Source organism: Cohnella cholangitidis (assembly GCF_014107495.1).
GTDB classification, from domain to species: domain Bacteria; phylum Bacillota; class Bacilli; order Paenibacillales; family Paenibacillaceae; genus Cohnella; species Cohnella cholangitidis.
Map to the genome: position 1 here is coordinate 4,810,081 of NZ_CP041969.1, position 20,739 is coordinate 4,830,819.

23 protein-coding genes and 3 pseudogenes are annotated in these 20,739 nt (G+C 55.7%); 25 read left to right on the forward strand and 1 reads right to left on the reverse strand.

Translation table 11 applies throughout. The annotated features are described in order from the left end of the window. The 10 genes and pseudogenes from FPL14_RS22170 (at position 1) to FPL14_RS22210 (ending at position 9,140) form a co-directional block, all read left to right on the forward strand. Positions 1-1,011: an LLM class flavin-dependent oxidoreductase gene (locus FPL14_RS22170; RefSeq protein ID WP_182299799.1), complete on the forward strand. Its 1,011-nt coding sequence runs from the start codon at positions 1-3 to the stop codon at positions 1,009-1,011. 34 nt (positions 1,012-1,045) lie between these two features. Next, positions 1,046-2,207, forward strand: a pseudogene (locus FPL14_RS22175) (amidohydrolase). Positions 2,208-2,267: 60 nt separating this feature from the next. Continuing rightward, positions 2,268-2,723, forward strand: coding sequence for an FAD-dependent oxidoreductase (locus tag FPL14_RS30610; RefSeq protein ID WP_324617835.1), 456 nt, complete (start codon positions 2,268-2,270; stop codon positions 2,721-2,723). Further along, positions 2,633-3,361 carry an FAD-dependent oxidoreductase gene (locus FPL14_RS22180; protein WP_324617836.1) on the forward strand — a complete coding sequence of 243 codons (729 nt, stop codon included), beginning with the start codon at positions 2,633-2,635 and terminating at the stop codon, positions 3,359-3,361. Before FPL14_RS30610 ends, FPL14_RS22180 begins: the two co-directional genes overlap by 91 nt. Positions 3,362-3,385: 24 nt before the next feature. Beyond that, complete coding sequence (locus FPL14_RS22185) at positions 3,386-3,880, forward strand: DinB family protein (RefSeq protein WP_182299800.1); 495 nt, start codon at positions 3,386-3,388, stop codon at positions 3,878-3,880. 46 nt (positions 3,881-3,926) lie between these two features. Further along, positions 3,927-4,460 carry a GNAT family N-acetyltransferase gene (locus tag FPL14_RS22190; RefSeq protein WP_182299801.1) on the forward strand — a complete coding sequence of 178 codons (534 nt, stop codon included), beginning with the start codon at positions 3,927-3,929 and terminating at the stop codon, positions 4,458-4,460. Positions 4,461-4,520: 60 nt separating this feature from the next. Beyond that, positions 4,521-5,848 (forward strand): annotated as a pseudogene (locus FPL14_RS22195) (LLM class flavin-dependent oxidoreductase). Between the two features lie 738 nt (positions 5,849-6,586). Then, a complete protein-coding gene (locus tag FPL14_RS22200; protein WP_182299802.1) occupies positions 6,587-7,372 on the forward strand; it encodes an ABC transporter ATP-binding protein in 786 nt (261 codons plus the stop codon). A 90-nt stretch (positions 7,373-7,462) separates the two neighbouring features. Continuing rightward, a complete protein-coding gene (locus tag FPL14_RS22205) occupies positions 7,463-8,368 on the forward strand; it encodes an ABC transporter substrate-binding protein (RefSeq protein WP_407644626.1) in 906 nt (301 codons plus the stop codon). Positions 8,369-8,372: 4 nt separating this feature from the next. Continuing rightward, entirely contained in the window at positions 8,373-9,140 is a 768-nt protein-coding gene (locus FPL14_RS22210; protein ID WP_182299803.1) for an ABC transporter permease, read from the forward strand. 14 nt (positions 9,141-9,154) lie between these two features. Here FPL14_RS22210 and FPL14_RS22215 read toward each other — a convergent pair whose 3' ends face one another. Beyond that, positions 9,155-9,595, reverse strand: coding sequence for a winged helix-turn-helix transcriptional regulator (locus tag FPL14_RS22215; RefSeq protein WP_182299804.1), 441 nt, complete (start codon positions 9,593-9,595; stop codon positions 9,155-9,157). Positions 9,596-9,718: 123 nt separating this feature from the next. Here FPL14_RS22215 and FPL14_RS22220 point away from each other — a divergent pair, with 123 nt between their 5' ends. The 15 genes and pseudogenes from FPL14_RS22220 (at position 9,719) to FPL14_RS22285 (ending at position 20,739) form a co-directional block, all read left to right on the forward strand. Continuing rightward, positions 9,719-10,249 carry a DUF4242 domain-containing protein gene (locus tag FPL14_RS22220; protein WP_182299805.1) on the forward strand — a complete coding sequence of 177 codons (531 nt, stop codon included), beginning with the start codon at positions 9,719-9,721 and terminating at the stop codon, positions 10,247-10,249. A 5-nt stretch (positions 10,250-10,254) separates the two neighbouring features. Continuing rightward, a complete protein-coding gene (locus tag FPL14_RS22225; protein WP_182299806.1) occupies positions 10,255-11,328 on the forward strand; it encodes an acyl-CoA dehydrogenase family protein in 1,074 nt (357 codons plus the stop codon). A gap of 232 nt (positions 11,329-11,560) precedes the next feature. Further along, entirely contained in the window at positions 11,561-12,211 is a 651-nt protein-coding gene (gene eutL / locus FPL14_RS22230) for an ethanolamine utilization microcompartment protein EutL (RefSeq protein ID WP_182299807.1), read from the forward strand. Positions 12,212-12,226: 15 nt separating this feature from the next. Next, positions 12,227-12,577: a BMC domain-containing protein gene (locus tag FPL14_RS22235; RefSeq protein ID WP_182299808.1), complete on the forward strand. Its 351-nt coding sequence runs from the start codon at positions 12,227-12,229 to the stop codon at positions 12,575-12,577. Then, positions 12,574-14,088, forward strand: a complete 1,515-nt coding sequence (locus tag FPL14_RS22240) for an acetaldehyde dehydrogenase (acetylating) (RefSeq protein ID WP_182299809.1) — start codon at positions 12,574-12,576, stop codon at positions 14,086-14,088. Before FPL14_RS22235 ends, FPL14_RS22240 begins: the two co-directional genes overlap by 4 nt. After that, positions 14,088-14,375, forward strand: coding sequence for an ethanolamine utilization microcompartment protein EutM (gene eutM, locus FPL14_RS22245; protein ID WP_182299810.1), 288 nt, complete (start codon positions 14,088-14,090; stop codon positions 14,373-14,375). The genes FPL14_RS22240 and eutM overlap by 1 nt, the downstream gene beginning before the upstream one ends. 8 nt (positions 14,376-14,383) lie before the next feature. Continuing rightward, a complete protein-coding gene (gene pduL, locus FPL14_RS22250) occupies positions 14,384-15,163 on the forward strand; it encodes a phosphate propanoyltransferase (RefSeq protein WP_182299811.1) in 780 nt (259 codons plus the stop codon). A gap of 2 nt (positions 15,164-15,165) precedes the next feature. Next, positions 15,166-16,005 (forward strand): hypothetical protein, encoded by an 840-nt coding sequence (locus FPL14_RS22255; RefSeq protein ID WP_182304107.1) that lies wholly within the window; start codon positions 15,166-15,168, stop codon positions 16,003-16,005. Between the two features lie 7 nt (positions 16,006-16,012). Then, complete coding sequence (locus FPL14_RS22260; RefSeq protein WP_182299812.1) at positions 16,013-16,333, forward strand: EutN/CcmL family microcompartment protein; 321 nt, start codon at positions 16,013-16,015, stop codon at positions 16,331-16,333. Further along, positions 16,309-16,650 carry a BMC domain-containing protein gene (locus FPL14_RS22265; protein WP_182299813.1) on the forward strand — a complete coding sequence of 114 codons (342 nt, stop codon included), beginning with the start codon at positions 16,309-16,311 and terminating at the stop codon, positions 16,648-16,650. Before FPL14_RS22260 ends, FPL14_RS22265 begins: the two co-directional genes overlap by 25 nt. Before the next feature lie 2 nt (positions 16,651-16,652). Next, positions 16,653-17,099 carry a EutP/PduV family microcompartment system protein gene (locus FPL14_RS22270; protein WP_182299814.1) on the forward strand — a complete coding sequence of 149 codons (447 nt, stop codon included), beginning with the start codon at positions 16,653-16,655 and terminating at the stop codon, positions 17,097-17,099. Between the two features lie 95 nt (positions 17,100-17,194). Further along, positions 17,195-17,568: pseudogene (locus FPL14_RS30065) on the forward strand (histidine kinase N-terminal domain-containing protein). Next, complete coding sequence (locus tag FPL14_RS22275) at positions 17,454-18,635, forward strand: sensor histidine kinase (RefSeq protein ID WP_229264003.1); 1,182 nt, start codon at positions 17,454-17,456, stop codon at positions 18,633-18,635. The pseudogene FPL14_RS30065 and the gene FPL14_RS22275 overlap by 115 nt, the downstream one beginning before the upstream one ends. A gap of 6 nt (positions 18,636-18,641) precedes the next feature. Further along, positions 18,642-19,244 carry an ANTAR domain-containing response regulator gene (locus tag FPL14_RS22280; protein WP_182299815.1) on the forward strand — a complete coding sequence of 201 codons (603 nt, stop codon included), beginning with the start codon at positions 18,642-18,644 and terminating at the stop codon, positions 19,242-19,244. A 7-nt stretch (positions 19,245-19,251) separates the two neighbouring features. After that, positions 19,252-20,739, forward strand: coding sequence for an ethanolamine ammonia-lyase reactivating factor EutA (locus FPL14_RS22285; protein ID WP_182299816.1), 1,488 nt, complete (start codon positions 19,252-19,254; stop codon positions 20,737-20,739).

Consider the following 20,739-nt stretch of genomic DNA (forward strand, 5'->3'; position numbering starts at 1 on the left):
ATGACGCTTAAATTCGGCATATTGGATCAAAGCATCGTATTTCCGGGGCAGACGCCGACGGAGGCTCTGGGAAATACGGTCAAGCTTGCGCAACTGGCGGAAAAACTAGGGTTCGAACGCTTCTGGGTATCGGAGCATCATGATTCCCCGCAGATGGCGGGAGCTTCTCCCGAAGTACTCATTTCGCATTTGCTCGCCCGTACGGACAAAATCCGCATCGGTTCGGGCGGCGTCATGCTCCAGCACTATAGTCCGTATAAAGTGGCCGAGAACTTCAATGTCCTCGCGTCGTTGGCGCCGGGGCGGGTGGATCTGGGTATCGGCCGTGCGCCGGGCGGGTTGCCCCGGTCGACTAAGGCTTTGCAGAAAGGCGTTACGGAGCCCGAAACTCTGGACGACAAGCTCGTCGAGCTCGAACGATTACTTACCGGCTCGCTCGGAGAAGAGCATCCTCTCGCCGGGTTGCAGGCCAATCCGCTGCCCGTTGAACCTGCGCAAATTTATTTGCTCGGCACGAGCGTGTCCAGCGCAAGGCTGGCGGCGGAGAGAGGTTATCCGTACGCGTTCGCCTTATTCATCAACAACGACCCGGAAGCGGCTCGCGTAGCGTTCGATACGTACCGGGAACGTTTCAACGGGGCGAACGGCGCCGAACCGAGAACGATACTCGGATTATCGGTCATCGCGGCGGATACGGAAGAAGAAGCCGCCGAACTCGCCGGTCATTTCAAGAGCGTTCGCGTAACGCTGGCCAGCGGGAAAACCGTAAACGTAGGGACGCTGGAGCAAGCGGAGGAATTCGCTAGACAGGCCGGCGAGACGTATACGGCCGAAGTCCGGGACGCGGATATTACGAGAGGGACCAAGGAAACGGTACGCAAGCGGCTATTGGAATTAAGAGATACCTATGGCGTTGATGAATTGATCTTTACGACGATAGTTCCCGATTTCGCCAAGCGCGTTCGCTCGTTCCAATTGCTGAAGGAAGCGTTCGAGGAGCAACCGGTATAACGACATAACTAGCGAATATTTAGGAGGGAAAACGATGGGCATTTTGACGGCTGAACCATTGGCTGAACGGCTAGTGGCGATCCGCAGACAACTGCACGCCAATCCGGAGCTGTCGCACGAGGAATTCGAGACGACGGAGGCGATTCGCGGCTGGCTTCTCGAAGCGGGAATCCGCATTGCGGCGTATCCGCTGAAGACCGGCTTGGTAGCGGAAGTCGGAGGCCTGCGGGATGGTCCGATTATTGCGATCCGAGCGGATATCGACGCTCTTCCGATCCAGGAGGAGACGGGACTGCCTTTCGCTTCCCGCGTTCCCGGCAAGATGCACGCTTGCGGGCACGATTTCCATACGGCAACCGTATTGGGGGCGGCCCTGCTGCTTAAGAAGCAAGAGCAGAGCTGGAAGGAACGGTCAGGTTTCTGTTCCAACCGGCGGAAGAGAAGGCGAAGGGCGCCAGCAAGTGATCGCCAGCGGCGCGCTGGAAGACGTGCGGGCGGTATTCGGCTTGCACAACAAGCCGAACTTGCCGGTCGGCACGATCGGCATTAAAGCCGGTCCGATCATGGCCGCGGCGGACGGTTTCGTCGTCGAGGTGGAAGGGCGCGGCACGCATGCCGCGGTGCCGGAGGCGGGACTGGATCCTATCGTGGCATCCGCGCATATCATCACCGCCCTGCAATCGATCGTCAGCCGCAACGTTAGCGCGCTGGACAGCGCGGTCGTCAGCGTAACGCGCTTGAACAGCGGAACGGCGTGGAACGTCATCGCCGAGAAAGCCGTATTCGACGGGACTTTGCGGACTTTCGACGAGAAAGTGAGGGCGAAGGTGCGAGCGCGTTTCGAGCAAGTCGTTACCGGAGTCGCGACCGCGCTTGGAACGTCGGCGAACGTAAAGTGGCTGGAAGGACCGCCTCCGGTCGTGAACGATGCGAAATGGGCCGAGCAGGCGACGAGAACCGCCGAATCTCTAGGCTTGACGGTCGTGGACCCCGTTCCTTCGCCTGCCGGAGAGGACTTCTCGTTTTATTTGCGGCAAACGCCGGGCATTTTCTTTTTCTTAGGGACTTCGGGCCCTCAGGAATGGCATCATCCGGCTTTCGATATCGATGAACGCGCGCTGCCGATCGGCGCCTCGTTCTTCGCGGCGTTGGCTGTTGACGCGTTGGCGAAATTATCCGGTCCGTCTCTTAAGTAGGAGGGTTCAGCCATTCGAAAATTATACGACGTTATCGTAGTCGGCGCGGGATCGATGGGGATGAGCGCAGGTTACGAGCTGACTCGCAGAGGGTTCAAAACGTTGCTCATTGACGCCTTCGATCCTCCTCACCCCCACGGCAGCCATCACGGCGATACGCGCTTGATCAGGCATGCCTATAGCGGCGGCCCATCTTACGTTAAGCTAGCCCTACGAGCGGATGAGCTGTGGCGGGGGCTGGAAGAGGAGACGGGAGAGAAGCTGTTGGAGCGAGCCGGCGTGCTGAATATCGCGGACCCCGATTACTATTCTTACGAAGGCAGGTTTCAGGATGCGGCCGATCATGGGGTCGTCATCGAAGATCTCGACGCGGAACAAATCCGCGATCGTTGGCCGACGTCCGGGTTCCCGATCATTATCGCGCGATGTATGAGCCGAATGCCGGGTATCTATACAGCGAAAGATGCATATCCGCTCATAAGAAGCTGGCTCTGCAAGCAGGCGCCACGCTGCTAGCTAACACGTTCGTGACGCGGATTCAGCCGGAACACTCATTCGTGACCGTCTACACGAAGACGGACGAATTCATCGCCAATAAAGTCATTCTAAGCGCGGGAGCTTGGTTCAAGACGTTGGAGCCGTTCGTCCGCCTGCCGATCCGCGCCGTTCGCAAAGTCGTCGGCTGGTTCGAGCCGAACGGCGTATCGTTCGATGCCGGCAATTTCCCCGGGTTTACGTTCGGAAGCAACTTGGGCGGGTACTACGGTTTTCCTAGCATCTCGGGCGGAGGGGTGAAGATCGGCAGGCACGAAACGGGAGCTGAATGGCAGCCGGGTCAAGAACCCGCGCCATTCGGCGCCTACCCCGAGGACGAAGGGGATTTGCGAACCGCTTTGGATACGTTCTTGCCAGGAGCGGCAGGCAAACTACTAAGGAGCGCGGTTTGCAAATACGAGCACACGCCGGACGATCATTTCATTATCGATACCCATCCCGACAATCCGAATATTTTACTGGCCGGCGGTTTTTCCGGGCATGGATTCAAGTTTTCAAGCGTGGTCGGAGAACTGCTGGCGGATCAAGTCGAAGTCGGCAGCTGGAGACGGGATGTCGGCTTATTTTCCATATCCCGATTCGCTCAGCCTATTTCATAACCCATTTCTAAGGAGGCAGTACCCATGAGCCATTCCCCTGTTAATATCGAGTCCTATCTGCATACTTACGAACAACTGCAAGAAGCGGTCGAAGGGTTATCCGACGAACAGCTGAAGTGGAAAGCGGCGGAAACCCAATGGAGCGTTACGGAGGTGCTCACGCATCTGGCGGATCACAATATCGTCGTTTCGTTCCGTATTCGCGAAGTGTTGGCCGGTTCCGAGGTTCGTTTGCCCGCGTTCAGCCAAGATCCTTGGGTCGCGGGCCAGAAGGCGAACCAAGGCAATGCGGCGGACGTTCTCGAATTTTTCAGAAACCTGCTTATTTATAACAGCTTGCTGTTCCGTCGATTCACGCCGGAGGATTGGAACAAAACCGGGGTTAACTTCAAGGGAGAGACGGTCACGATTGCCGCGATCGTTCAGGCTTTTATCGACCATGTTCAGGTCCATCTGAAGCAAATCGAGAGAATAAAGCAAGGAGAGATCAGCTCTCAGAATTCAAGCTGCACGATCTAATAGTCAAGCTTGGATGGTTCAAATTCCGAAAAACGAGGTGGAGAAGATGTCGGACAACAAAGTCGTGATTCGCGCCGCGCGGGAGGGCGATCGCGTTGCGGTCAAGGAAGTTCTCAAGTCCGCGTACCAGCAATATGAAAGTACGCTTTCTAAGGAAAGGTGGGCGCACTATAAAGAAAACATCGATCAATCGGTAGACTCGGATACGACGAAAGCCAGGCTTGTCGCCGAATTAAACGGGGAAGTCGTCGGGAGCGTGTTCCTGTACGAGGGTTCCGATAGGGCATACGGCGCGCCGCAGTTGGAAATCCACACTCCGATTATTCGCTTGCTCGGCGTCTCGCCGAACGTTCGCGGGCTAGGGGTGGCTACGGAATTGCTTCGAGCAAGCGCGAAGCTTGCGCTGGAATGGGGAGCGGAAACGATCCACCTTCATACCTCGGACATTATGGACTCGGCGGTCAGGCTGTATGAGCGCTTGGGCTTCGAACGGGCTTACGACAAGGAGTTCAACAACGGAGAGGTGCTGGTGAAGAGCTACCGGCTTCAATTGAAAGAAGCGGAATTGCTCAGGGTTTAAGGGTAGACGAAGAGGACGTGAAGATCGGAACCGAATGCCATGAATAGGGAGGAAATCACAATGGGAAAACGTAAGCAACTGAAGCTGGGCGCGATTATTCACGGGGTCGGCGGCAACATCTCCGCTTGGAGACACCCCGAAGTTCCTGTCGACGCCAGCGTGAACTTCGAGTTTTACAAGAAACAGGCTCAAACCGCGGAAGCGGGTAAATTCGACCTCGTCTTCATCGCCGACGGGTTGTACATTAACGAGAAGTCGATTCCGCACTTCCTTAATCGCTTCGAGCCGATCACGATTTTGTCGGCGTTGGCCGCGGTCACGCAGAAAATCGGACTCGTAGGCACGTTATCCAGCTCCTACAGCGAGCCGTTTACCGTTTCCAGGCAATTCGGTTCCCTCGACCATATTAGCGGGGGACGCGCGGGTTGGAACGTCGTTACTTCTCCGCTCGAGGCTCCGCCAAAAACTACGGAAAACCGGAGCATCCTTCGCACGATGAACGTTACAAGATCGCGGAGGAATTCTTGGAGGTCGCCCGCGGCTTATGGGATTCTTGGGAGGACGATGCCTTCATTCGCAACAAGGAATCAGGAGTGTTCTTCGATGCTGCCAAGATGCACCGTTTGAACCATAAAGGGGCTTATTTCTCCGTTCAAGGACCGCTGAATATCGCCCGTTCCAAGCAAGGGCATCCGGTTATATTCCAAGCCGGTTCCTCCGAGAGCGGCAAGACGCTGGCGGCCAAAGGAGCGGATGCCGTCTTTACGGGGCATGAGAATATCGAAGAGGCGAAAAGCTTCTATAAAGACGTTAAGGACCGCGCCGTCGCATTCGGCCGATCCCGCGAAGACATCGCGATTTTCCCCGGCATCGGACCGATTATCGGGAAGACGGAGGAGGAGGCCGAGCGCAAGTATTTGGAGTTCGCCAACCTTGTCACGATCGATAAAGCATTGGAATATTTAGGCCGATTCTTCGATCACCACGATTTCTCCCAATATCCGCTCGACGAGCCGTTCCCCGAGCTTGGGGATCTAGGTTCGAACAGCTTCCGCAGCGGAACCGACAAGCTCAAGCAAGTCGCGAAAGAGCAACGGTTGACCCTTCGCGAAGTTGCGATCCGCACGGCTACTCCGCGAAGCGAATTCATCGGCACGCCGGAGAAAATCGCGAATCTGATCCAGAGATGGCACGAGGAAGAGGCCGCCGACGGGTTTATCGTTCATTCGGCGACTCCGGACACGTTGAAGGATTTCGTGGAACAGGTCGTTCCGATCCTGCAAGAGCGAGGAATCTACAGAACGGAATACGAGGCGGACACGTTGCGCGGCAACTTGGAGCTGCCGATTCCGGTTAATCGTTATGCTGCTGCCAAGGTTGGAAGCTGAAGTTTCGCGAGGATAGCCGAAAGCCAAACCATTCCGAAAATCGGATGGTTTGGCTTTTTTTCGCGGCTTATGGGTGATAGAGCGAAGCTGGGAAATTAGCCGTTGGGAGCGGTTTAAATGGCGGAAAAGCGGGTGGATCGAGGAAATAAGTCGCTGGGAGCGGTTTAAATGGCGGAAAAGCGGGTGGATCGAGGAAATAAGCGCGCTGGGAGCGGTTTAAATGGCGGAAAAGCAGAGAGAACGAGGAAATAAGCCGCCGGGAGCGGCTTGAATGTTGGAAAAGCGAGCGAAGAGAGGAGGTAAGCCGACTGGGTCGTGTTAAATGGCGGGAAACCGGGCGAGTCGAGGAAATAAGCCGACTGAGTCGTGTTAAATGGCGGGAAACCGGGTAGTCGAGGAAATAAGCCGCTGAGAGCGGGCAAGCTGAATAGCAGGAAACCGGGCGAGTCGAGGAAATAAGCCGACTGAGTCGTGTTAAATGGCGGGAAACCGGGCGAGTCGAGGAAATAAGCCGACTGAGTCGTGTTAAATGGCGGGAAACCGGGTAGTCGAGGAAATAAGCCGCTGAGAGCGGGCAAGCTGAATAAGCACTTTTTTTACATAGTAGGTTGCTTTTTTTAACAAAGTACAATAATATAACTTTAATACCAATTAAACTGATAGGATATATTAGTTTAATTCTCATGAGCTGACAAGACCACTTGAAGCGACTTGTATTCAGGAGGAGCTGTTGCATAATTGACTCGTTTACCGGCAGTTCAGGCCGACAAGCTGTCGAAATTCTTCACTCACGAAGGGAAGTCCGAGCAAGTGCTGGAGGACATTACTTTCGCTATCGGGGAAGGGGAAATCGTCTCGGTGCTGGGGCAGAGCGGATGCGGTAAAAGCACGCTGTTAAATGTGTTGGGCGGTTTCGAGAGTGCCGGAACAGGTACCGTAACCGTCGGAGGTAACCCCGTCAAACGTCCGAGCCGCAAGTGCGTCATGCTTTTCCAAGATTACGGACTGCTCCCTTGGCGTTCCGTATCGGGGAACGTGGAGCTTGGCTTGGAGCCGCTGCGTCTTCCTCCCAAAGAACAGAGGGAGAGGGCTTTGACTTATATCCGGCTAGTCGGGCTGGAAGACAAATCGTCGTCTTTTCCGCATCAGCTGTCCGGAGGAATGAGACAGCGGGTCGCCCTGGCAAGGGCGCTTGCGATGCAGCCGGAGCTGCTGCTGATGGACGAACCGTTCGCCGCGTTGGATACGTTCACCCGTTACGCCCTGCAGGACGAACTGCTGCGGATCCAAGCCCAAGAACGAGTGACGATCGTACTCGTTACCCACGACATAGACGAAGCCGTTTATTTGTCGGATCGGGTATTCATCATGAACTCGTCCCCCGGACGGCTGAATAAGGAAATCAGAATCGATGCCGCTAAACCGCGGGACAGGGGGTATGGGGATTTTCAGCATTATCGGAAAATGATTCTCGAGGAATTCCGGTATACCGGATCGGGGTCGGAAGAAGAATTTACGATTTAATAGGAGGTTCGTTGAAATGATCCATCAGCTAAACCGCAGAAAAACATTCATGGCGCTCGTCATTATTCTCTCTCTCATCCTGCTGGCGGCATGCGGCGCCAACGAGAAAACAAAAAAGCGGATGCAGGGCCGAAAAGGACGATTCAAATCGGATACCTGCCCATCACGCACGCCGCCCCGCTCTACATAGAGGAAGAACTGGGGAAAGCGGGATACGATCGCTTCGAGCTAAAGCTAGTTAAATTCGGTTCATGGCCGGATTTGATGGATGCGCTCAACACGGGGAAAATCGACGGAGCTTCCGTTCTGATCGAATTGGCGATGAAAGCCAAGGAGCAAGGCGTCGACTTGAAGGCGGTCGCCCTCGGACATAAGGACGGCAACGTCATCGTGACGGCGCCGGATATTCAAAAAGCGGAAGACTTGAGAGGGAAGCCGTTCGCGATTCCCCACAAATTTTCCACGCATAACATCCTCCTCTACCAAATGCTTAAGAAAGCCGGGCTTCAATACACGGACGTAGAAGCGATTCAATTGCCTCCGGCCGAGATGCCGGCAGCCCTGTCCGAAGGCCGGATCGCGGGTTACGTCGTTGCCGAGCCGTTCGGGGCGAAGTCGGTCGTTATTAACAAAGGCAAAGTGTTGTACCAATCCGAGGAGCTGTGGCCCGAATCGGTGGATTGCGCTCTCGTGCTGCGCGGCGAGCTGATTAACACGGACAAGGAAGCGACGCAGGAACTGGTCGATAAATACGTCGAGGCCGGGAAAAAAGCCGAGCTGAAGGATGGAGACGCGAAACAAATTTTAGGCAAATACATGAATGTCGACGAGAAGGTGCTCGACTTGTCGCTGCAATGGATTAAGTACGACGAACTCAAGCTGGACGAGGAGTCCTACGAGGTTCTAAGACAATATTTGATCGAGATGAAGCTGTCGGATAACCCGCCGACGTTCAGCGATTTCGTCGATAATTCGTTTATCGACAAGGCTTTGTGATTCGATGCGGGGGCTTAACAAAACCGTTAACGTGATCATCGGATTGGCGATTCTGCTCGCGATCTGGCAAGCGGTCGTAGCGACGGGGAAATACGAAGAGTCATTGCTTCCTTCCCCGTTAAACGTCGCTCGGGGTATCGTGGAAATGATCGAAACGGGCATCATTTTTACCCACTTGAAAGTCAGTCTGATCCGGTTCGCCGCCGGGTATCTGTCCGCATCTATATTGGCGGTAGCACTGGGATTGGCATTGGGCCGGATAAGACGCTTATGGAACATCATCGACCCGATCGTGCAGGTCATACGTCCGGTGTCCCCTATCGCGTGGTCTCCGTTTATCGTGCTGTGGTTCGGTATCGGCAATGCGCCGGCGATCGTCATTATTTTCTTGGCCGCGTTCTTTCCGGTGTTGCTGTCCACGGTGTCCGCCGTGAGGAAAGTAAGCCCGATCTACTTGAAGCTGGCGCAAAATATCGAGTTGAACCGGTACTCGCTGCTTACCAAGATTATTTTCCCGGCGGCGTTCCCGACGATCGCTAACGGGCTTCATATCGCCGTCGGAACCGCATGGATATTCCTCGTATCCGGCGAGATGGTCGGAGCGCAATCCGGCTTAGGTTTCTTGATCATCGATAGCCGGAACATGATCCGCCTCGATCTCGTGTTGGCGGGAATTCTGTTCATCGGGATATGCGGATTGCTGCTCGACCAATGCGTTCGCCTGTTCGAACGATGGATGGAGAAGCAGTGGGGAATCGCGCCGAGAGATTGAACTAACGGCCCATTTTACCGGGCGATTGAAGGATCGAACGCGATTGGGGAGACGTCCTCTACGATTTCTTGGCAGTGATCGCAATAGCAGACGAGCCGAACTTCATGTCCGCACGAAGGGTGCACGAGTTTTTTGTAGCATTTTTTCAGATTGCGTCTGCCCCAGAGCAACAGCGCATGGAACACCGTCTCAAGCTCCTTCCCGCTGTCGGTTAACTTGTATTCGTAGCGGGGAGGGTGGGCGGAATAGAGGGCGGATTCGACAAGTCCCTGATCCTCCAACGCTTTTAATCTGTCCGAAAGCAGTTTGGAAGACAGGCCCTTAAGAGCTTTCTTGATTTCGCTGAACGTCGTTTGTCCGACCAATATTTCGTGGATAATCAAGAGCGTCCAACGGTCCCCGATGATATTTAACGTTTGAGCGATGTTGCAGGGTAAGTCGTATCTATCTTTCATGGTCGTCCTCCGCGTGCTTGAGTATGGGTTTCCTAATGAGTATAAATTTTACACCAAGTATATTAAAATCACAATTTTGATTCGCTTCATCCCTATTTCGATTTTCCAAAGGAGAGAGTATAGATGTCCCTTTACTTAGTAGAAACCTTATTTCGCGGAGCGGTTCAAGACGCCGCAAGCTTCCGCGAGCAAACGAATCGTATCCAGCAGGTCATCGCGAAGCGGGACGCGAGGTTACTGGAGGTTCAAGTATCCCAAGGCTTCGAACGGGCGTTCTTCATTCTGGAAGGCGAGGAAAGCGCCATTCGCGAGAGCTTGGATACAATCGGTCTAGCCGTATCGCTGCTCAAGGAAGTCCGTCTCATCGGCAAACAGCCCGAAGAGATTGCCCCGTCGGCGGAAGGGCTTAACTATCTAGTGGAATGGAATTTACCGGAGCATCTGACGATGGAGCAGTACCTAGAGCGGAAAAAGACAAACTCCGTGCATTATGCCGAAGTTCCCGAGGTTTCTTTTTCCCGCACCTACGTATGCGAGGATATGACGAAATGCCTCTGTTTCTATAAAGCTCCGGATGAAGCGGCCGTGAAGCGGGCACGGGAAGCCGTTCGCGCTCCGATCGATTCCATTACCGCAATCGCGCCGCAGGATTGATGCGCATGCCGGCCATGAATAACGAAGCTGTCCGCCGATTAGAGGAGATCATCCATAGGGATCTGAAACCGAAGGTCAGAGCCGTCGATTCCGATGCCCATTATCCGCTTGACTATATGGTGGCGTTAGGCAGGGAAGGCTTCTTCCGATCAGAAGGCGAAAATATCGAGGATGTTCGGGTTAACGGCGTCAGGTTGGCGGAGGAAACGGCCAAATCCTGCATGACGACGGCGTTTAACATTTGGTGCCATTTGGCCGCGTTAACGTATCTGCGTCTGACCGATAACGCCGAGCTGAAGCAGAAGCTTCTTCCCAAGCTTGAGAACGGGGAGCTTCGAGGCGGAACGGGCTTGTCCAATCCTATGAAGTTCTACGCGGGCATGGATAAATTGTATTTGAAGGCAGAGCCAGCGGACGGAGGGTATTCGTTAACCGGTCAATTGCCGATGGTATCCAACTTGGGCAACGACCACTGGTTCGGCGCGGTTGCGGCTTCAGGGGAACGGGAGCGTATAATGGCATTCTTGCCATGCCGGGCGGACGGCTTGACTCTGGATGAACGGCTCGGCTTCTTGGGCTTGAACGGGAGCGCGACTTACGCTTGTCAATTCGATCAAGTATTCATTCCAAGAGAATGGGTGGTGTCGGAACGGGCGGATTCCTTCATCGAATCCGTTCGGCCCACGTTCGTGCTCTATCAAATTCCGCTGGGGCTGGGGATTATCGAAAGCTCAATTCGCTCCATGCGGCAAGCGCAAGAGAAGCAGGGAGGCTGCAATCGGCTGCTGCCCGTTCAACCGGAACATCTCGAGTCCGAATGGCTGCGGTTGCGAGAGAGGACGTATCTATTAGCCGGAAGCCCCAATATGCAAGAGGCATGGAAGCCATTGCTGCAGGTTCGGCTAGAAACCGCCTATCTTGCCTTGCAAGCGGTTCAAGCATGCATGCTTCACCAAGGCAGTGCCGGGTACTTGCACCACAGCGCGCCATCCCGCAGGCTGAGGGAAGCGTACTTTTTTGCGAACTTGACGCCGACCGTACGACATTTGGAGAAGCTGAATCGAGCATTTACGAACTAATGCTTGGCGAGAAGCTCGAATCCCCACGAATGCTATCATTTCCTGGGGAATGAATCTCCTTGAATTAGGGGCTGGCTTGATTTAAACTAATAGCAACGGTTCGGATAAAAAAAGCATAGCTTTTAGGCAAGGGTGCCTAGGGTTTAAGAACGTTGATCGTTCTTCTAACCTGGGCACTTTTTTGTTTTTTTCGTCTTGAAAGTACGATTCCGCATGCGAAGAGGTGAAGGGAGTGAATCGTCGACCGATCCGGGGAGTTCCGCTCGCCGTGAGGCTGATTCCGAACGTGGACGCGGAGCTCGCGAAGGGATTGAAGCTGAAAGAAGGAATTCGCAGCTTGGGTATGTTTACTTCGACCGTGGATGATATCGGCTATACCGCTATTGACGAGGCGACCAAGAAGGCGGCCGTAGAAGTCGTCTACGCCCGTTCGTTCTACGCGGGCTCGGGTCACGCCTCGGGACCGTTGTCGGGGGAATTCATCGGCATCATCGGCGGAGAGACGCCCGCGGAAGTCAGAAGCGGCTTGGATGCCGCGTTAGAGATGATGGAAAACGGAGCGTGCTTCTACGCCTTGAACGAGGAAGGGACCCATGCGTATTACGCGCACGTGATCTCCCGAACGGGCTCGTATTTGTCCAAACTGGCGGATATTCCGGAAGGCGAGCCTTTGGCGTATTTGATTGCCCCTCCGTTAGAAGCGATGTACGGGTTGGATGCCGCGTTAAAAGCCGCGGATGTCCGACTCTGCCAGTTGTACGGACCACCGACGGAGACGAACTTCGCCGGCGGGCTGCTGACGGGGAGCCAATCCGCCTGCAGCGCGGCGGCCGAAGCTTTCGCGAGCGCGGTGTACGAAGTGGCGCGCGATCCGAGGAAATGAGGCGGGTGAGAACGGTTGACGACGAAAAAGGAAGCGCTTGGGATCATTGAGACATGGGGCGTACCGGCGCTGATCGCGGCAGCGGACGCGGCGGCCAAGACAGCGGATGTAGAGGTAACCGCTTACGAGAAGGTCGATGCAGGGATCGTGACGATCTACGTGCTCGGAGACGTTGCGGCGGTGAAAACGGCGGTAGATGCCGGAGGGGAGGCGGCCAAGAGGGTCGGCAAACTTCTCGGCACCCATGTTATCCCCCGGCCGGACAGCTCTGTATTCGATATGGTACAGGGCTTGTTCCCGAAGGAAAGGGATAACCGCGATCCCCAGGCCGAAGGTAATGGCGAAGGCAAAGGTGAATCGTCATGAAGCTGGACGAGGATTTACTAGGCATTCAGGAAGTAAGGAGCGCGCTGCGGGAAGCGAAGAGGGCGCAGAAGTTGCTGGAGCAAATGAGCCAAACGCAGATTGACGGCATCGTGGCGCGGATGGCTCAAGCTGCGGAAGCGGAGGCGGAGAGACTGGCGGCGCTTGCGGTAGAGGAGACGGGATTCGGTCTAACGGCGGACAAGAAAGCGAAAAACCTATTCGTAGCCAGAGACGTGTACAACGCGATCAAGGATATGAAGACGGTAGGCATCATCCGCAAATCCGAATCCGGGCAAGTGTGGGAGATCGCCCAGCCGATGGGCGTGGTGGCAGCCATTATACCCTCGACGAATCCGACCTCGACGGTTATTTTCAAATGCCTGATCGCTTTGAAAGCAAGGAACGCGATCGTCATCAGTCCGCATCCGTCCGCTCTCAAGTGTTCCGCGGAATCGTCGGCCCTCATGCGCGCGGCGGCCGAAGAAGCCGGTGCTCCTCCGGGCATTATCCATTGCCTCTCTCATTCTTCGATCGAAGCGAGCAACGAGCTTATGAAGCACAAGCTGACCGATATCATTCTTGCGACGGGCGGCACGGGGATGGTCAAGGCGGCTTACGGCTCGGGCAAACCGGCATACGGCGTCGGTCCGGGCAACGTTCCGGTATACATTCACCGCAGCGCGAACGTGAAGCAAGCCGTCTCGCGGATCATTCAGAGCAAGACGTTCGACCATGGGACGATATGCGCTTCCGAGCAAGCCTTGGTCGTGGACGAGACGATTAAGCCGCAAGTGATCGAGGAATTGCGAATACAAGGAGCTTATTTCCTGAACGAGGGGGAGAAGCAACAGGTCGCTTCGGTGCTCGCGATCGGCAAAGGAATGAACCCCAAGGTTGTTGGCAGATCTCCGCAGGCTATTGCAGCGCTATCGGGGATTGCGATTCCGGGCACGACTCGCGTCATCATTGCCGAGGAAATATCGGTAGGGCACGAGTATCCTTTTTCCGTCGAAAAGTTATGTCCGGTACTCGCGTTCTATACGGTGAAGGATTGGCAGGAAGGTTGCCGCCGATGCATAGAACTGCTGGAACAAGGAGGGTTAGGCCATACGCTTGGCATCCATTGCGAAGACTCATTGGTCATCGAGGCATTCGGTTTGGAGAAACCGGCTTCGCGCATCGTCGTCAATGCCGGAACGACTTTCGGAGGGATCGGCGCGACGACCGCGCTTTTCCCGTCCATGACGCTTGGCTGCGGCTCGTTCGGAGGCAACATCACTTCGGACAATATCGGTCCGCAGCATTTGCTTAATACGAAACGAGTCGCTTTCGGAGTTCGCGAGATGCCGGCGGCTCCCGGTCCCGAGCTTCAACCGGCCGAGGAACGAGTCGCCGAAGCCATAGCCGGTAACGGCGGATTCAACCGCCAAGGCATCTCCAGGGAAGAAGTGACCCGCATCGTTCGGAAGGTGTTAGCCGAGATGGAAAATAGAGAAGGAGGAATGTTGTGATGGCTGGAGAATTGACGGCCCTTGGAATGATCGAGACGAAAGGGTTGGTCGGATCGATAGAGGCGGCGGATGCGATGGTGAAGGCAGCCAACGTTAAGCTGATCGGCAAAGTCCACGTAGGGGGCGGTCTGGTTACCGTGATGGTGCGCGGCGACGTAGGAGCGGTCAAAGCGGCAACCGACGCGGGAGCTGCCGCTGCGGAGAAAATCGGGGAGCTCGTATCCGTGCATGTCATTCCTCGTCCGCATTCCGACATCGAATTCATTCTTCCGAAGCTGGAAGGCTAAGATGAACGATGGCGCACATTACGGAAGCTAGCCTGCGCGCCATGCTGGGCCGAGGCCGGGGGCTGCCCGATCCGTTTCCGGTAAGAGCCGGGGATAAGCTGACTCCCGCCGCGGCGGATTTCCTGAAGCAACGGAATATCGTCCTAACGCGTTCGGATCGAGGCAATCTTGCAGACCGTGCGCTCATTCCCGTCGGCGTATCCAATCGGCACGTTCATCTCGCGCCCCGTCACGTAGAGGCTTTGTTCGGGGAGGGATACGAGTTGAAACCGCTGCGCGAACTGTCTCAGCGCGGACAATACGCGGCTCAAGAAACGGTTGCGATCGTCGGACCGAAGGGGAACATTCCCGGGGTGCGGATTCTCGGACCGGCCAGAGGCGAGACGCAGGTAGAAATCTCGCGAACAGATAGCTACAGATTAGGGGTGCAAACGCCGGTTCGGCTATCAGGCGACATCAGGGGAACGCCGGGAATCACGTTAATAGGATCGGCTGGTACGGTCGTTCTGTCGGAAGGCTTGATCGTGGCGCGGAATCACCTGCATCTCTCTCCCGAAGACGCAAAGCGGCTTCAAGTCGGTCAAGGAGATCGGCTTATGCTGCGGACGAACGGCGATCGGCCGGTTATATTCGCGGGGGTCGTCGCCAGAATCGACCCTCGGTTTACATTGGACTTTCATATCGATACGGACGAGGCGAATTCCTCGTTCCTGAGTAACGGGGATAGCGTAACGTTAATCGGAGCGAACGGCAAACTATCGGATTCCGTCAAGGAGGAGCTGTCGTGAACATGGAGATCAAACCGATGGTCGAATCTATCGTTCGCGAGCTGATCAGCGAATGGCATACGGAACCCGCCGTTCAACCGCCTCAGCCGAAGCTCCTGTATATATTTTGCGATAGCGCGGCCCATGAGGCGTATTCGGACCATTTTATCCATTTGCGCAATCACGGGATATGCCATGACTTGTTGTTCCTTGACGGCGAGACGTCGGCGTGGCTCGGCATGCATAAGCTCGAATGCGGCGGGGCGGGCCGAATTCTGACGGCGGACGAGTTCGCCCCGGCGCCGTTGGAGGTTCCGCTCGATTACGCGGGCATCGTTATCCCGGAGATCGATTTGGACAATGCGGCGAGAATCGCGCTTGGGATGAAGGGCACGATCAAATCGGAAATCGTCTTCTCCGCGCTCGTTCAAGGGAAATTCGTGCTTGTCGGGGAAGACAGCCCGGGCCTGAAGCGGGCGGATCGGCGCACGCTCAAGACGATCGCGCTTCCTCAGCCTTATGTCCATCTTTTTAGCTACTACAAGCAAGAGCTGCGGATGTACGGAGTCGAATTCGGCGAGCAGAAGCGATTAGCCGAGCTGGCGGTGAGGAAATGCGGCAAGGAGAAGGCCACTTCCGCGCAATCGGCAATAGCGACGACTACCCAACAGCCTTCCGCGCCGGAGGAACAGGGACTGCTAGCGTTCGAGAATAAGCTCGTTAGCTCGGAATGGGTGATCGCGCAGCTTATGCTACGTCGCTTCCATACGTTGATCATACGCCGAAGAACGCTTATTTCTCCGCTGGCGCTGGATTTGCTGAAGGACAACGGGATCGCCGTCCAATACGCCGACGAAGGGTGAGATCACGATGTTTATGGGAAAAGTCATCGGCAGCGTATGGGCGACGCAGAAGGAAGAGGGCATGGATAATTTGAAGCTGCTCGTCATCCAGCCCATCGATTTCCGCGACCGCGATGCCGGACAACACGTCATTGCCGCGGATCGGATCGGAGCCGGAGTAGGCGAGAAAGTGATCGTATCGCGCGGAAGTCCGGCTAGAATATTGTTCAATCAGAGGATGGTGCCGATCGACGCCATGATCGTGGGCATCGTGGATAGCTTCGAGGTTAAGGTCGGCATCGCGGAGGAACAGGAGGAGGGGACATGGAGCAGCCCAAACAACGGGTAATTCAGGAATACGTGCCCGGCAAGCAACTCACCTTGTGCCATGTCATCGCCAATCCCGACCCGATGCTGTATTCGAAGCTGGGATTGGAGAGGGGCAACGCGATCGGCATTCTCACCCTCACGCCGACGGAGACGGCCATTATCGCGGCGGATGTCGCCACGAAAGCGGCGAACGTGGGCATCGGTTATTTGGATCGTTTTACGGGATCCCTCGTCATCACCGGAGAGGTTTCCGCCGTAGAGATGGCGCTGGGCGCCGTTAATGCGTTCTTGCAAGAGAAGCTGCAATTTTCCATTGCTTCGCTGACGAGGTCGTAGGGATGAGTAGAATCATGCTCATCGGCGCGGTCGGCGCGGGCAAATCATCGTTGATCCGAGCATTAACGGATGCGGAGCGGCAAACGGTGAAAACGCAAAGTCTAGTTTACTACGACGCCTTGATCGATACGCCGGGCGAATATACGGAGAACCCGCTCTTTTACCGCTCGCTCATGGCGACCTCTCATCAAGCGGCGGCCGTGCTGCTCGTTCAGGACGCGACCAGAGACCGTACCGGGTTTCCGCCGGGCTTCGCCGGAGGGTTTCCGGTTCCCGCGATCGGCGCGGTGACCAAGCTCGACCATCCGGAAGCGAATACGGAACGGGCGATCGGACTGCTCAGGCAAGCGTTGCCGGTCGGGGACATCGTTCTGACTTCGGCGTTGAGCCGACTCGGCATCGAAGAAATGCGGGAACTGTTGGCGCGATACGGCGGTCAGGCAAAATAAGCAAAGAACCGACGGTTTCGTTCGACAACGAAACGCCATCCCCTATGTCAGAATAGAAGCGATCAGGGAAAATCCAATACGAAGAGGGATTCTCTATGGGTTCTATTAAGGAGCTCTGTCTAGAGCATACCGTGCTAAACGCGCAAGACGCGGATACGATCGAGGAACTGGCCAGGCATTTGCAGCTGATCGCGGATATCTCCCAAGCGGACGTGTTCATCGATTGCCTGTGCCGGACGCAAGCACGGCGCTTGTCGTCGCCCAAGCGCATCCTTCCACCGCCCCTTCGCTATACCGAACTTCCGTCGTCGGCCAGCATGCGTACGCGCGGAACGAACCGCTGTTATGTACAGCTTGCTCTCCGGGCAACCGGTCATCGGCTCCCGCGGAATCTCCCAAGAACAAATCGCGATGCAGCAGAACGTGTCTCCGATCATGGGCCGAAGCGGGAAGATTATCGGAGCGCTGATCATGGAGCAGGATATTTCCGACAAAGTGGAACAGGAACGCAACGTGGAAAGATTGCTGGAGACGACCGAGCAACTGAGCGAGACGCTGCTTACGATCGCGATGTCGGAGGGCAGGGTGCAGTCCCTCATGCATGAAGGAATCATTCTGTTCGACGAAGATGAGCGCATTACCTACATGAACGCGCGGGCTAGAACTCAACTTCGCGAAATCGGCCATCCTCCGGTCGCGGAAGGAGACGGGATCGAAGGGCCGATCTTCAACCGTTTGTCATGGGGGAATAACCTTGAATCAGCCGGGATGTTGTGTCAGGAGCTGCAATTCGGGAAAATATCGCTCGAGCTCAAGGCCGTATCCATCTATCGCGGCAACCGAACGGTCGGAGGGCTGTTGCTCATTCGCGACATCACGGACCTGAAGGAGAAAGACAAACAACTGATGATCAAGTCGGCGGTCATTAAGGAAATCCATCATAGGGTCAAGAACAATTTGCAAACCGTTACGAGCCTGCTCCGTCTGCAGATGCGCCGAACGAAGCATGAGGAAGTCGCGGCGATCTATCGTGACAGCATGGACCGGATCAACAGCATCGCGGTGATACACGAAATGCTGGCTTTCGATGGAAGCGACATGATTCATTTTAACGAAGTGATCGACAGGATCGCGAAAAATACATTAACTTCGTCGGTCAAACCCGACCAACATATCCATGTAAAGCTGGAAGGCGACGAGCTGACGCTGCCGTCCGAAGCGGCGACGACGTTGGCGCTTGTCGTGAACGAATTGATTCATAATAGCGCGCAGCATGCTTTCCCGGATCGCTCTTCGGGAGAGATCGGAATTACGATCCGCGTTCGCGCTCAGGTCGCGGAAATTCAAGTAGCGGACAACGGCACGGGGATTATGGCCGAAAGGATTAGAGAAGGCACGACCCATCTGGGATTGAAGATCGCGGAAATGCTCGTAGAGGAAAACTTGGACGGCAACATCAGCATAGCGTCGGACGAGCGAGGAACGCGGGTCCGGATCACATTCCCGGCAATCATCCCTATGGCTGAAGGAGGCTGAGCGGGTATGAGACCTTCCATCGTGTTAGTAGACGACGATCCAATCATTCGGATGGATATTCGCGAAATGCTGGAGGATCAGGGGTACTCCGTCGTCGGCGAGGCCAAGAACGGCGAAGAAGCGATCGAGTTGACGATAAGGCTGAAGCCGGATTTAGTCATTATGGATGTCAAAATGCCGGTTATGAACGGAGTGAAAGCCGCGCGTATCATACGTAAGCTGGATGATGCGGCAGCGGTGCTTCTGCTGACGGCATATAGCCAAAAGGATTACGTTCGGGACGCATGCAAAGCCGGAGTAACGGCCTATCTCGTGAAACCGGTCGCGGAAGAAAATCTGATTCCAGCGGTCGAGATCGCGCTAAGCCAGAAGGAACGGTTGGATAGTCTGCGCGATGAGCTCAACCAGATGAAGCAATCGGTCGAACACCGGAAAGCGGTTGAGAAGGCGAAAGGGATCGTCATGCAGGCCTATGCTCTGAATGAAGAAGAAGCGTATCGGAAAATGCGGGGAGCCAGCATGGAGAGCCGCATATCGCTGAACAAGCTCGCGGAGCATATCTTGGAAGGCCGCGCGGATCGGCTATCCGGCATGGCCGGGAACGGGTGAACGGGCGATGGACGGTTCGTGGATTACGAGCGCGGGAATCGATATCGGCACGAGCACGACGAAACTGATCGTCAGTCGGCTGAAGCTCGTCCGGGTTTCCAGCGCGCTTAGCTTACCCCGGTATGAAATCGCCGAGCGCGAGCTGCTGTATGCCAGTCCGATCCACGGTACCCCGCTGGTCGGCGAAAATGCGATCGACGCGGATCGCGTATGGGCCATCGTATCGGGAGAGCTCGATCAGGCGGGTATCGGCAAAGGCGATCTGAAATCGGGTGCCGTTATCATCACGGGAGAAACGGCAACGAAGACGAACGCGAAGGCGATCGTCCATCGCCTTGCCGAGAGGGCGGGAGATTTCGTCGTCGCTGCCGCGGGAGCCGATCTGGAAGCGTATTTGGCCGGCAAGGGGGCCGGGGCGGACCGGCGTTCCAATCGGATTCGGGGCGCGGCCGTCAATATCGATATCGGCGGCGGAACCGCGAACGCCGCGATTTTCAAGCGCGGGAAAACGATCGGAACGGTAACGTTCCATGTAGGCGGGAAGTTGATCCGGCTCGACGGGACGGGGAAGATCCTGTACATTGCCCCCTCGATTAGACCATGGTTACGGATGAACGGATTTCTTATCGAAACGGGAACCGTCGCGACATTCACCCAACTGAAGGACATTTGTTACGCGCTAAGCCGATCTATGCTGAGTTATTTCCTCGGCGGGAATGACGCTTTAGCCGATTGGAACTTAAGCAATCACGGATTGATCGTTGGCAAACCGCTGGATCGAGTGCCCGAGATCGAAGAGTGGATGGTATCGGGCGGGATCGGCAGGCTCATTCGGGATCGGGCGGCTCCCGATAATCTGGCGGAGACGGCGATCCATCAAGACATCGGGCCTCTTCTGGCCTATGCGCTTATGGAATGCATGGCCGCAAGCTCGCTGCGGATCGCCGAAGCGGACGAAACGGTAAGAGCTACGGTCATTGGCGCGGGCATGCAAAGCACGGAAATCGGCGGGGCTACCGTTCACCTGGATCCGAAGCTGCTCCCGATTCGCAACCTTCCGGTTTTAAAGCTGGAGATGTTTTCCGAGGGTGACGAACGGTGGCTAACGGGGTCTGGGTTCGATGCCGAGTTAGAAGCAACGATGAGCTTGGCTTTGCGATTGCACGATTCGGAAGCCGACCCGCCTTTTGCTCTAGCTATAACTGGTTTCAGGGCAATGGACTATAGTTCTCTTCAAAATCTGGCGGATCGGTTGCAATCGCGATTCGCGCGCGATTTTCCGAACAGCGGGGTTATGGTCGTTCTGTGCGAGAGAGACATTGCCCAAGCTCTGGGGCAGGCGTTGCAACGGCGTTGCGGACAGAGGCCGAAAGTGATCTGCATCGATCAGGTGCGCGTGGAGCATGGAGATTATATCGATCTGGGAGAGCCGGTCTCGGGGATGACGATTCCCGTTGTCGTGAAGACGCTCGCTTTCCCTAGCGAAACGGGGTGA